Annotated in this window: 9 protein-coding genes; 6 read left to right on the forward strand and 3 right to left on the reverse strand. The window is 64.9% G+C overall.

Going from position 1 to position 12267, the window contains the following annotated elements:
* Nucleotides 1-38 precede the first annotated feature (38 nt).
* Entirely contained in the window at nucleotides 39-1586 is a 1548-nt protein-coding gene (locus ACTJKY_RS18135; RefSeq protein ID WP_440847499.1) for a DHA2 family efflux MFS transporter permease subunit, read from the forward strand.
* Nucleotides 1587-1615: 29 nt separating this feature from the next.
* Here the strand turns inward: ACTJKY_RS18135 and ACTJKY_RS18140 are convergent, their stop codons facing one another.
* Together ACTJKY_RS18140 and ACTJKY_RS18145 are read right to left on the reverse strand one after the other, a co-directional pair.
* Nucleotides 1616-2692, reverse strand: a complete 1077-nt coding sequence (locus tag ACTJKY_RS18140) for a quinone oxidoreductase family protein (RefSeq protein ID WP_440847500.1) — start codon at nucleotides 2690-2692, stop codon at nucleotides 1616-1618.
* Between the two features lie 3 nt (nucleotides 2693-2695).
* Nucleotides 2696-4156 (reverse strand): efflux transporter outer membrane subunit, encoded by a 1461-nt coding sequence (locus ACTJKY_RS18145; protein WP_440847501.1) that lies wholly within the window; start codon nucleotides 4154-4156, stop codon nucleotides 2696-2698.
* A gap of 68 nt (nucleotides 4157-4224) precedes the next feature.
* Between ACTJKY_RS18145 and ACTJKY_RS18150 the strand changes: the two genes are divergently transcribed.
* From ACTJKY_RS18150 to ACTJKY_RS18170, 5 genes are all read left to right on the forward strand, one after another.
* Nucleotides 4225-4839, forward strand: a complete 615-nt coding sequence (locus ACTJKY_RS18150) for a TetR/AcrR family transcriptional regulator (protein ID WP_440847502.1) — start codon at nucleotides 4225-4227, stop codon at nucleotides 4837-4839.
* Nucleotides 4840-4912: 73 nt separating this feature from the next.
* Nucleotides 4913-5986 carry an efflux RND transporter periplasmic adaptor subunit gene (locus ACTJKY_RS18155; protein ID WP_440847503.1) on the forward strand — a complete coding sequence of 358 codons (1074 nt, stop codon included), beginning with the start codon at nucleotides 4913-4915 and terminating at the stop codon, nucleotides 5984-5986.
* On the forward strand, nucleotides 5983-9099 hold the full coding sequence (locus ACTJKY_RS18160; RefSeq protein ID WP_440847504.1) for an efflux RND transporter permease subunit: 3117 nt from the start codon (nucleotides 5983-5985) through the stop codon (nucleotides 9097-9099). Before ACTJKY_RS18155 ends, ACTJKY_RS18160 begins: the two co-directional genes overlap by 4 nt.
* 35 nt (nucleotides 9100-9134) lie before the next feature.
* A complete protein-coding gene (locus tag ACTJKY_RS18165) occupies nucleotides 9135-10322 on the forward strand; it encodes an acetyl-CoA C-acyltransferase (protein ID WP_440847505.1) in 1188 nt (395 codons plus the stop codon).
* Between the two features lie 32 nt (nucleotides 10323-10354).
* On the forward strand, nucleotides 10355-11296 hold the full coding sequence (locus ACTJKY_RS18170) for a retropepsin-like aspartic protease (RefSeq protein WP_440847506.1): 942 nt from the start codon (nucleotides 10355-10357) through the stop codon (nucleotides 11294-11296).
* A gap of 63 nt (nucleotides 11297-11359) precedes the next feature.
* Here ACTJKY_RS18170 and ACTJKY_RS18175 read toward each other — a convergent pair whose 3' ends face one another.
* On the reverse strand, nucleotides 11360-12250 hold the full coding sequence (locus ACTJKY_RS18175) for an NmrA family NAD(P)-binding protein (protein WP_440847507.1): 891 nt from the start codon (nucleotides 12248-12250) through the stop codon (nucleotides 11360-11362).
* Between the last annotated feature and the right edge of the window lie 17 nt (nucleotides 12251-12267).

Below are 12267 nucleotides of genomic sequence, written 5' to 3' on the forward strand. Positions count from 1 at the left end.
CCAATCAGGTCGCCACTCCCGCACTCTTCCGAGGAATAATGGATACCGACACCAAGACGCAGGGCGCGGCTGGGAGCCTGGCGGGCTCTGCGCTTGCCGTCACCGCCGTCGCATTGGCGCTGGGCACCTTCATGCAGGTGCTCGACGGTTCGATCGCCAATGTCTCGCTTCCCACCATCGTCGGCAATCTGGGCCATTCTACCGATGATGGGACCTGGATCATCACTTCGTTCGCCGTCGCCAATGCGGTGATGGTGCCGCTGACCGGATGGTTCACCCAGCGCTATGGCGTGGTGCGGACCTTCGTAACCTCGGTGATCCTGTTCACGATGGCGTCCTTTTTGTGCGGCATCGCCTGGGACCTGCCTTCGCTGATCCTGTTTAGAGTGCTGCAGGGCGGGGTTTCCGGGCCAATGATCCCGGGTAGCCAGGCGCTGCTGATCTCGGTCTTTCCGCCCCAGCGGCGCGGCCTTGCGCTGTCGATCTGGTCGGCGACGACCCTGTCCGCGCCAGCGCTGGGGCCAGTGCTCGGCGGCTATATCTCGGACAACTATTTTTGGGGCTGGATCTTCCTGATCAACGTGCCGTTCGGCCTCGCTACTGCGTTTATCACCCGCCGAAACCTGGCTGGCATGGCCGAAAGCACCCGCAAGCTGAAGGTCGATACGGTCGGCCTGGCGCTGCTTGCCTTCTGGGTGTTCAGTTTGCAGATCGTGCTCGACCTCGGCAAGAACCGTGACTGGTTCGAGGACCCGCTCGTCACCGCCTTCGCGATCTCTGCGGTGGTCGGCTTTGCGCTGTGGATCGTCTGGGAATTGACCGACGCGCATCCGGCCGTCGATCTTCGCCTCTTCCGCAGTCGCAATTTCGCGCTGGGTTCGCTGTCGATCTGCCTTGGTTATGCGCTGCTGTTCGCAAATAACCTGCTGCTGCCGCTGCTGCTGCAGGAGCATTTGCGCTACACCGCCACCTGGGCGGGACTGGTCGCAGCACCCAGCGGCCTGCTGGCGGTGCTGGCCACGCCTTTTGCCGGGCGGCTGCGGCTCGACCCGAGGTTGGGCGCCAGCCTGTCCTTTCTTTGCTTCGGCTGTTCCTTCCTGATGCGCGCGAACTACACGCCGGATGCTGACTTTCTCTCGCTCGCGCTGCCGCTCTTCGTTCAGGGCGTTGCCACAGCGCTGTTTTTCGTGCCGCTGCTGACCATCTCGCTGGACGGCATTCCGCCGGAAAAGCTCGCCTCGGCGAGCGGCCTGTCCAACTTCGCGCGGATCACCGCCGGCAGCTTCGCAGCTTCGCTGGTCACGACCTTCTGGGATCGACGCGAAGCGCTTCACCAGACGGCGCTGGTGGAGGCGATGTCGACGCAGGGCGCGGGATGGCCCGGCGATCAGCTCGATCTCGGCGCGCGGGGTGTCTCGCATGCGCAGAGCATTGGGCTGCTCTACCAGGAAGTCATCAAGCAGGCTTATCTGCTCTCTGCCACTGACATTTTCTGGCTGTGCGGCTGGGTTTCGTTCGCACTCATAGCGATCCTGTGGTTCTGCAAGCGCCCGGCACCCAGCGACCATGTCGTGGCGGCGGACTGAGCGTCCGCGCCACGAACGCAGGGCAGGGGTCATTGCCTTGCGCTGTGCCCAAGCTGCACTGCGATCTTGCCGACTGGTGCAGTCCCCGCCTTCAGTTCCGCGAGGCCGCGGCTGATCGCCTCGGTTGTTCCCGGCAGCGTGGCGCCGATATGCGGCGTGACCCGCCCAAGTGCGGTCCAGCGCGCGAGATCGCGCATGCCGGCTTCAAGTGGCGCGAAATGCTGAGCCCTGTCGGATGCCGGCGTGCTGAAAAAGCTGAGCACATTGGCATTGAGCAGTGTCGCTTCCCGCGCAGCGAGGATGTCCGCGACTGGGCTCTTCGTCTCGCTGGTGCGGGTCGTACGGCCCGGGCCAACGCCCAGCACTGACCAAGCACCGCCGCGGCGGACCAGCCCGGCGGTTTCGACGAAGCCGACCTCGCTATAGGTCGCGTCAAACACAAAATCGACACCCTGTCCGGCGGTAAGACCCGCAACCTCGCGGGGGATATCCTGTAATTGACGATCAAACACGATATCGGCGCCCGACTTTTCCGCCAGCGTGCGCGAGTCTGCTCGGCCGGCGCTGCTGATCACCAGCGGCACATCGAACACCTTCTTGGCGATCTGCACGGCCAGGTGCCCGACACCGCCACCGCCACCCGGAATATAGATCGACTGCACGCCCGCAAGATGCTCCGTAAGCGCCAGGTGCGCGGCAAGAAAACAGGCCGGCAGCGTGCCTGCTGCTGCGAAGCTGAGCGCACTCGGCTTGCGTACGGTGAGAGCGGCGCGGGCGATGGCATAGCCCGCACCGCCTTCCGCCCAGCCGCCGTCGCCGTCGCAATCGGCCATTGCCACCACCGGATCGCCAACTTCGAAGGTCTCGACGCCAGGCCCCACCGCCGCGACATACCCGGCTAGATCAAAGCCGAGGGGCACTGGCGCTGCGCGACCCATGAAGTTGAGTTCGGCGAGCTTGTACTCCAGCGGGTTGAGCGACGAGGCCAACACCTGCACGAGGACTTCGCCGGCACCGGGCACTGGGATCGGGTGATCGAAGGCGACGAGCGGCAGTCCGGCGCGCGCCTCCGTATAGCCGATCGCACGAAAGCTGGTGCTTGCCATGATTCAGATCCTTCCGTCCGTAGGGCCCAGTATGTCCCAGCCGCCGCCGAGCGCGCGGTAAGTGGCGATGGCGGCACGAGCCGCCTCGGTCTGCGCCTGGGCGCGGGCATCCCGTGTGCCAAGAAGGCGGCTGTCGGCATCGAGTACTTCGATCAGGCTGACGACGCCGCCCTTGTAGGCAGCAAAGGATGCGTCCCGCGCACGCGCAAGGGCGCGCTCGCCGCCAGCCAGCGTCTCCTGCTGCTGCGATCGCCGGGACAGTGCGGACAGTGCGTTCTCGACATCCTCGGAGGCGCGCAGCACGCTTAGCCGATAGACGGCCAGCGCCTCGGCGTTCTGTCCGCGCGCAACCTTGATTTCCGCATCGACGCGGCCGAAGTCGAAAAGCCGCCAGCGCAGGCCCGCCACGCCCTGCGCCTGAAACGCGCCGCCGGTGAACAATGTGCTCGTGGTGGTGGTCGCCGTGCCGATCAGGCCGCCGATGGAGAGCTTCGGGAAGTACTCGGCGATGGCGCTGCCGATCCGCGCATTGGATGCCGCGAGGTGGCGCTCGGCCGCAATCAGGTCCGGCCGTCGCCGTAGAAGATCGGCCGGCGTGCCGATGTCCCCAAGCGCGGGAACGGAGGGGATCGGTTGGACCTTCGCCAGTTCCCGCCTGCATGTCCCTGGCTGCTGGCCGAGCAGGATATCGAGCGCATTCAATGCCACGTCGCGCGCATTTTCGAGCACCGGCACAGTGGCCTCGATCTGGGCAAGCGCGCCTTCGACCTGACGCAGCTGCAGTTCGGCGGCGACACCCTTGGCGTATTGCAGCGCGACTGTCTGCACGAGGCGCCTTTGCGTTTCGACCTGATCGCGCGCGATCGCCAGGCGCGCCTGCAGCCCGCGAATGGTCACATAGGTATCAGCCGTCTGCGCCGCGACGCTCAGCCGGGCCGCGGCTACGCCCGCGCGCGATGCCTGATAGTCGGCGACCGCTGCTTCGCGACCGCGCCGCAGGCCGCCGAACAGGTCTAGTTCCCACCCGGCATTCGCATTCAGTTCGTACGTCTCCAGATCGCGGCCAGCGCCGGCAACCTGGGTGACGATACGCCCCGTCGGCGTATCGGTAGAAAGATGCGCGGTGGCCGCCTGCCCGGAGACGGTACCGGAGGGTAGCAGCGCGGCCGTCGCCTGCTGAAGGCCAGCTCGGGCTTGGCGAACGCGCGCCAATGCCTGGGCTACATCGAGATTTTGGGCTTCCGCCCTGACGACGAAGGTGGTGAGCATGGGATCACCGAAGGCGTTCCACCAGTCGGCACGAGGCGCAGCGGCACCATCCGGCACCTGCGTGCTCACAAAGGAGGGCGGCGCGGCCAGGTCTGGCTTTTTGTAGTTCGGGCCGACGGCGCAAGCGGAGAGGAGCGCGCACAGCGCTAGGCTTCTCGACGGGAGGGAGAGGGTTCGCATGTCGTCCTCGGTCAATGATCGTGACCAAATTCCATCTTAGACACTCGTTGTCAAGCTGGGCAGGCTGTCCTATCAGCCTTCGCATGAACAATGTGGAACCCCAGGCGTCCGATCGGACGGAAAACGCGGCGCGCCTGCGCCAGCAGATCATTGCCGCGGCGGGCGAGCATTTCAGCCGCTATGGCTATGACAAGACCACCGTTTCCGACCTTGCTCGTGAAATCGGGTTCTCCAAGGCCTATATCTACAAGTTCTTTGGCTCCAAGCAGGCGATTGGCGAGGCAATCTGCTGGAATTTCCTTTCAATCATTCTCGATGCGGTCGATTCCGCTCTCGCCGATGCGCCTAGTGCCACGGAAAAGATGCGGCGCCTTATAGGTGTCGTTGCTAATCAAGGGGTGCGACTCTTCTTTGAAGATCGCAAGCTGTACGAGATAGCGTCTTATTCCTCTGCGGAGAAATGGCAGACAACGGTTCGCTATGGGGACGGACTACGAGCGCGGCTTGAAGCGATCCTTCAGGAAGGACGCGCAACCGGGGAATTCGAGCGTAAGACGCCGAAGGACGAGGTGTGTCGCGCGATCCTGCGTGTGGTGCAGCCATTCACCAACCCGCTGATTCTCCAATATGGTCTGGACGACGCAGCCGAAGCGGCCACGGAAGTGGCCGCTCTTATCCTGCGCAGTCTGGCGCCATAGTTGACTGATGACTAGTGACGCCTTGACATAATGGTCACTGCCGCGCAGATGGAAGCCGATCCAGGAGGCTCCCGTGTCGCAAACCCTTTCGTCTTTCGCTCTTCCCCTTCTAGCCCTTCTCTCCCTTTCAGCATGTGGCGCAGAGGCGCCGGATCCCCGAGCCGGGCCGCCGCTGGTGCGAGTCGCGCAGGCCGGGAATGCGGCGGAAGGAACTGCCGCGTTCACCGGCGTGATAACGGCGCGGGTGCAGAGCGATCTCGGCTTTCGCGTGGCGGGCAAGGTGGTGCAGCGTCTTGTCGACACGGGGCAGTTGGTGCGGCGCGGCCAGCCGCTGATGCGGCTCGATCCTGCCGATTTGGTGCTGGCCACGAATGCCCGCCAGGGCACTGTCGCCGCAGCACGAGCTAAGTCTGCGCAGACGGCCGCCGATGAGCGGCGGTACCGCGACCTCGTTTCGGCCGGTGCCGTGTCCGCCTCCGCGTATGACCAGGCCAAGGCTGCAGCCGATTCTGCCCGTGCAGAGCTGCGCGCGGCACAAGCGCTGGCGCGGGTCGCAATCAACGAAGCCGACTATACGGTCCTGCGCGCCGACGCGGACGGCGTCGTGGTGCAGACACTGGCCGAGCCGGGCGCGGTGGTTGCCGCTGGCCAGCCGGTCGTCAAGCTCGCACATGCTGGGCCACGCGAGGCGTTGGTAGCTTTGCCCGAGACGGTGCGCCCCCCGATCGGATCGGCGGCGCGAGCCCAGCTTTTCCGGACGGGACAACAGGCCGAAGCCCGCCTGCGCGAGCTTTCGAACGCGGCCGACCCGGCAACCCGCACCTATTCCGCGCGCTACGTGCTGAGCGGCGACGCTGCCCGCGCGCCCCTGGGAGCGACTGTTTCCGTCACGATCTCGTCGCCGCAAGCGCTGCACGGTGTTCAGGTGCCGATCGCTGCTGTGTTCGATCGCGGGCAGGGGCCGGGCCTGTGGATCCTAGACAGCGCCTCACGCCAAGTGCACTGGCGGTCGGTCCGTATAGCGGCGATCGGTGAGGAGACTGCGACGGTCGCAGAGGGTCTGCGGTCTGCCGATCGGTTCGTCGCCCTTGGTGCGCATCTGCTGCACGAGGGCCAGATCGTCCGCGTTGGAGCGACCGCACAGTGAGCGGCTTCAACCTATCCGCGATCGCGGTCCGGGAACGCGCGGTGACGCTGTTCCTGATTATCGCCATCTCGCTCGCCGGCATCTTCGCCTTTCTCAATCTTGGCCGTGCCGAGGATCCCAACTTCACCGTCAAGGTGATGACCTTCGTAACCGTCTGGCCCGGTGCGACTGCGCAGGAGATGCAGGAGCAGGTGGCCGAGCCGCTGGAGAAGCGGATGCAGGAACTCACCTGGTACGATCGCACCGAGACCTTCACCCGCCCTGGGCTGGCCTTCACCACATTGACGCTCCGCGACATGACGCCGCCGGCCCAGGTGCAGAGCGAATTCTATCAGGCGCGCAAGAAGCTGCAGGACGAGACTTCCCGGCTACCGCGCGGGGTGTTGGCGCCGATCGTCAACGACGAATATGGGGACGTCACCTTTGCACTCTATGCGCTAAAGGCCCACGGCGAGCCGCAGCGGCTGTTGGTTCGAGAGGCCGAGCGCATCCGCCAGCGACTGCTGCACGTGCCGGGCGTGAAAAAGGTGAACATCATCGGGGAACGGCCCGAACGGATCTTCGTCGAGTTCTCCTACGCGCGTCTCGCCAACCTCGGCATCAGCCCGCGAGACATTTTCGCGGCGCTGAACAATCAGAATCTCGTTACGCCGGCGGGGTCGATCGACAGCAAGGGGCCGCAGGTGTTGGTGCGCTTGGACGGCGCGTTCGACGATCTTCAGAAGATCAAGGACACGCCCATCATTGCCGCGGGCAAGACGCTCAAGCTCGCGGACGTCGCCGAGGTTCGGCGCGGCTATGAGGATCCTGCCACCTTCCTAATCCGCAATCAGGGCGAGCCGTCGCTGCTGCTCGGCGTCGTGATGCGCGAGCGGTATAATGGCCTGGATCTCGGACGAGACCTTGCCAAGGAGGCGAAAGCGGTCGCGGCGGAGACCCCGCTCGGCATGTCGTTCACCAAGGTGAGCGATCAGGCGGTGAACATCCAGGAAGCGTATGGCGAGTTCATGCTGAAGTTCTTCGTCGCGCTCGTCGTGGTGATCGTGGTCAGCCTGGTGAGCCTGGGCTGGCGCGTCGGTATCGTCGTCGCACTAGCGGTGCCGCTCACGCTTGCGGCGGTGTTCGTGATCATGCTGGCCACAGGCCGCGACTTCGATCGGATCACGCTCGGTGCGCTGATCCTCTCGCTTGGCCTCCTGGTCGACGACGCGATCATCATCATCGAAGCGATGGTGGTGAAGATGGAGGAGGGGGTTGACCGTATCCGCGCCGCCACTTGGGCATGGGGACATACTGCCGCGCCTATGCTCGCCGGCACCTTGCTCACGGCGATCGGGCTGATGCCGGTGGGCTTCGCCAAGTCGAGCGCAGGCGAATATGCCGGCAACATCTTCTGGGTGGTGATGTTCGCGCTGCTCACGTCCTGGGTCGTCGCGGTGGTGTTCACACCGTATATGGGCGTCAAGCTCCTGCCGCAGATCGGCCGCGTAGCGGGTGGCCACGCCGCCATCTACGGCACGCCGCGCTATCGGCGTGTCCGTCGACTGATCGCGGGCGCCGTGCGCCGGCGCAAGACGGTGCTGGCGGTGGTGATCGCCCTTCTGATCGGCGCGTTCGTGCTGATGGGATCGGTCAAGCAGCAGTTCTTTCCTATCTCCGATCGACCCGAAGTGCTGATCGAAGTGCAGATGCCCGAGGGATCGAGCATCGAGGCGACCAACGCTGCCACTGCCAAGGTCGAGGCTTGGCTGCGCAAGCAGTCTGAGGCGAAGATCGTCACCAGCTATGTCGGGCAGGGTGCGCCGCGCTTCTACCTGGCGATGGCGCCCGAGCTTCCCGATCCCTCCTTCGCGAAAATCGTCGTGCTGACCCCGAACGAGAAGACGCGCGAGGCGCTGAAGCTGCGCGTGCGGCAGGCAGCGGCTGACGGGCTCGTGCCCGAGGCGCGTATTCGCGCCACGCAGCTCGTCTTCGGCCCATATTCACCGTTCCCCGTCGCCTTCCGGGTCATGGGCCCCGATGCAGAGAAGGTTCGTGGTATCGCCGAGCAGGTGCGCGCAGTGATGCTCGCCAATGCTTCGATGCGGCAGGTCAACACCGATTGGGGCGAGCGCGTGCCGACCGTGCATCTGGTGCTAGATCAGGATCGCCTCCAGTCGATAGGCCTGAGCAGTCATGACGCTGCAGAGCAGCTGCAGTTCCTGCTGACCGGGGTATCGGTAACCCAGATTCGCGAAGACATACGCGCCGTGGACGTCGTCGCGCGCAGTGAGGGGCCGGACCGGCTCGATCCCGCACGGCTCCATGGCTTCACGTTCACCGGCAGTGCCGGCCAGCGCATTCCGCTCGACCAGATCGGTCGTCTGGAAGTCCGCATGGAAGAGCCGATCCTCCGCCGCCGAGACCGCTTCACTACGATTACGGTACGCGGCGACATCGACGAGCGGTTCCAGCCGCCGGAAATCTCGACTCAGGTTGCCAAGGCGCTTGCGCCGGTAATCGCTAAGCTGCCGGCAGGGTACAAGATCGAGACGGCCGCCGCGATCGAGGAAGCTGGCAAGGCCAACAAGGCGCTGGCGGCAGTGTTTCCGATCATGCTCGTGCTGATGATGATTGTGATTATCGTCCAGGTCCGCTCGCTGTCGGCGATGGCGATGGTGCTTCTCACCGCACCGCTTGCGCTGGTGGGGGTGGTGCCCACGCTGCTGCTGTTCCATCAGCCGTTCGGCTTCAACGCCATCCTCGGCCTGATCGGGCTCGCCGGGATCATCATGCGAAACACGCTGATCCTGGTCGGGCAGATCCATCAGAATGAGGCTGAAGGACTGGATCCGTATCATGCTGTGGTGGAGGCGACCGTGCAGCGTGCGCGTCCAGTGATCTTGACCGCGCTCGCGGCGGTGCTGGCGTTCATTCCGCTCACCCAATCGGTGTTCTGGGGCTCACTGGCGTTCACGCTGATCGGCGGCACGATCGGTGGCACGGCGCTGACGCTGGTGTTCTTACCGGCTCTCTACGCACTGTGGTTCCGCATCCAGCCCCTACTTGACCGCGACCCGGGTGAGCCGCCGGAGCACCACGAGCCGGTGACCCACGATCTCGTGGTGGCGTGACCATTCTTCCATCCTCCGTTCCGCAGGAGATCAGCGTGAGCGACCAAGACTCCATTGTCATTGTTGGCGCGGCTCGGACGCCGCTCGGTAGGTTCCAAGGCGACCTCGCGACGGTTCCCGCGGCTGATCTGGGCGCGGTTGTTATCCGCGCGGCGCTGGAGCGATCTGGCGTAGCTGTCGATCGCCCGCAGGAAGTACTGATGGGGTGTGTACTCCCCGCGGGCCAAGGCCAGGCGCCCGCCCGCCAAGCAGCGAAGCGCGCGGGGCTGCCGGACGCGATCGGCGCCACCACTGTCAACAAGGTCTGCGGCTCTGGCATGAAGGCGGCGATGCTGGCGCACGACCTCTTGGTCACCGGCTCCGCTGATCTAATCGTCGCTGGCGGCATGGAGTCGATGTCTGGCGCGCCGTATCTTCTGGCCAAGGCGCGTGCGGGCTACCGCGTCGGCCACGATCGCGTGCTCGACCACATGATGCTCGACGGACTGGAAGATGCCTATGAGCCCGGTCGGCCCATGGGAGATTTCGGCGAGGTGGCGGCAGAAGCATATGGCTTCGATCGTGCGGCGCAGGACGCCTATGCGGTGGAGACGCTCACCCGCGCCCGCGCGGCCATCGCTGGCGGGCAGTTCGCAGCGGAGATTGCGCCGGTTACGGTGGCGACCAGGGCCGGCCCGCTGACGATCGACACCGACGAACATCCGCTGAAGGTTTCCCCCGATCGCATTCCCACGCTGCGGCCGGCATTCCGCCCGGATGGAACGATCACCGCCGCCAGCGCCTCCGCCAATGCCGATGGTGCAGCTGCGCTGGTGCTCACCCGCCGATCGGTAGCGGAGCGCGAAGGATTGCCGATCCGCGCGATCCTTCGTGGCCATGCCACGCACAGCCAGGATCCCGCATGGTACACGACCGCGCCTGCACCAGCGGTGCGCAAGCTGCTGAAAAAGCTGCAATGGAGTTTGGCGGACGTGGACCTGATGGAGGTCAATGAAGCCTTCGCGGTGGTCGTGATGGTCGCGGCCAAGGAGCTCGAATTTCCGCTGGAGAGGGTGAACGTCAACGGCGGCGCCTGTGCGCTAGGGCACCCGATCGGCGCGACCGGCGCTAGGCTGTTGGTGACGCTGCTTCACGCGCTGGAAGCCCGCAATGTCAAGCGCGGCGTCGCGACGCTGTGCATCGGCGGGGGCGAGGCCACCGCGGTGGCGATAGAGCGGCCGTGAAGGTCGTTGCCGGAAGAACAGGAGTGTCGGACGTGAAATTTGCCATTACCGCCTTGTGTGGCTTTACTCTGGCTGCAGGCGCGATCGAGCCTGCGCTGTCCAAGACCAGCTATGTGCCGTTCGTTATCCGGCAGGTGTCGGGTAAACGCCCATTCGTCCAGGCAAGGCTGAACGGCGTTCCACTGCTGCTGATGGTGCATTCAAATGCCGATTTCTTTGTGATGACGACGCATGCGAATGCGGCGCGGGCCGGATTGAAGAAGCTCAAGAGCGTGGGACATTATGGCATTGTCGCGCACGGCAAGGTCAGTGCATTGGGGCGCGCGGAAACGACGTTGGCATCGCTGCGCGTAGGCATTGTCGAGAACAAGGATGTCGCGCTCTCGGTTTTCGAGACGCCGCAGAAGCCCGTGATGCAGGGAATGTTAGGGGTGCAGTGGTTGCGCGCCAACCACGTGATCGTCGACTACGCGCAGCGGCGGCTCGGCTTCGCCGAAACCGACGCGGATGCGGCGCAACTCGGGGAGGAGCTTCGCGGGCGCGGCTATTTCGCGTTGCGGATGACCTGGCACGCGGAGCGCCGCAACTACACCGTCGACGGTACGACGGCGGGCGCAGCCGACCCGGTGCTGGTGTCGACCGTGTCGGAGAATATCATCGGTCTGCCGATTGCGCAGCGGCTCAACCTGCCCTTGGTCGATCGGGGCGAAACAGCGGGCGGGCCGGCTGGATCGGTGCAGCCGAGCTTTACTTCGTCTCGCGCAGTGCCGCTGTGCATGGAAGGACATCGTTGGCCGGTAGGCGGTGCCGTGATCTATGATCAGGCGATCTATGCGGGCAAGCCGGGCACCCCCGCCAACGTTCCGGCGTCCATCACGCTGGGTGCGGACTTCATGCTCCAGAACAGCGCCGTGATCGACTATGCGTCGGGTACACTCTATATCCGTCCGAGCGCAGCCGGCGGCACGTGCTGATTGTGCTGCAATAGGTTCCGCGTGGGAGGCGGACACTCGCCTCCCACGCATACGTCGCTGCGATCAAGCTGCGGCGGGGCGCTCGAAAGCGGCCCGATGCAGATCGATAAAGGCCTGGACGGTCATCGGCGGCGTGCCCGTGATCGTCGCAATTGTCGTATCTGCGCCAGCGAAGATGCCGTTCTGGTAATCGATCGCGATCGCGCAAAAATGCTGGATGAGGAATGCCGGCAACCCTGCCTGCTCGAGCCGCGCGCGATAGGCGTCGATCGACGAAGGAGCATAGCGGACTTCCCGCCCGAGCGCCTCGCCGATTGCTCCGGCGATCTGTGCCTGCGACAGTTCTATCGGGCCGTGCAGGGTGTAGGTGCTGCCCAAATGCGGCTGCGGATCCGCGAGCACCGCTGCGATGAAACGTGCCTGGTCCTCCGCCGCGATCGGTGCATGTCGTCCGTCGCCATAGGGTAGGTCGATCTCGCCGCGCTCGACGATGCTGGCCTTGGCGTGGCGGTAGAGAAACCACTGCGCAAAGAAGGTGGGTCGCAAGTGTACGACCGGCACGCCCGCGCGATCGAACAGCCGCTCGGCGATCCAGTGATCGCGCGCCGCATGACTCTTTGAATCCTCGCGCGCGGAGATCTGCGACATGTTGACAAGCACTTCCAGACCGGTGCGAAGCGCGGCATCGGCAAAATAGGCTGTCGCCTGTATCAGGCCGGGGCGGACCGGGTAGCAGAAATAGGCAGCGCGCGCGCCGTCGACTGCGCGCAGCACGTCGTCGTGCTCCAGCAGATCGCCGACGACCACTTCTGCGCCCGCCGCGCGAAGTTGCGCGGCGCGATCGTCGTCCTTGTGTGCCAATGCGCGTACCGCAAATCCGCGGGCGAGCAATCGATCTACCGTATAGCGACCGGTCTCACCGGTCGCTCCGGTCACGAGAATGGGCTTAGACATGGGGGGACTCCTTATCG

The organism is Sphingomonas sp. 22176, assembly GCF_052045505.1.
Classification (GTDB): Bacteria; Pseudomonadota; Alphaproteobacteria; order Sphingomonadales; family Sphingomonadaceae; genus Sphingomonas.

Excerpts from the sequence above, each read along its gene's own strand:
- ACTJKY_RS18135 (WP_440847499.1), top strand. The coding sequence starts at position 39 with ATGGATACCGACACCAAGACGCAGGGCGCGGCTGGGAGCCTGGCGGGC.
- ACTJKY_RS18140 (WP_440847500.1), bottom strand. The coding sequence starts at position 2,692 with ATGGCAAGCACCAGCTTTCGTGCGATCGGCTATACGGAGGCGCGCGCC.
- ACTJKY_RS18150 (WP_440847502.1), top strand. The coding sequence starts at position 4,225 with ATGAACAATGTGGAACCCCAGGCGTCCGATCGGACGGAAAACGCGGCG.
- ACTJKY_RS18175 (WP_440847507.1), bottom strand. The coding sequence starts at position 12,250 with ATGTCTAAGCCCATTCTCGTGACCGGAGCGACCGGTGAGACCGGTCGC.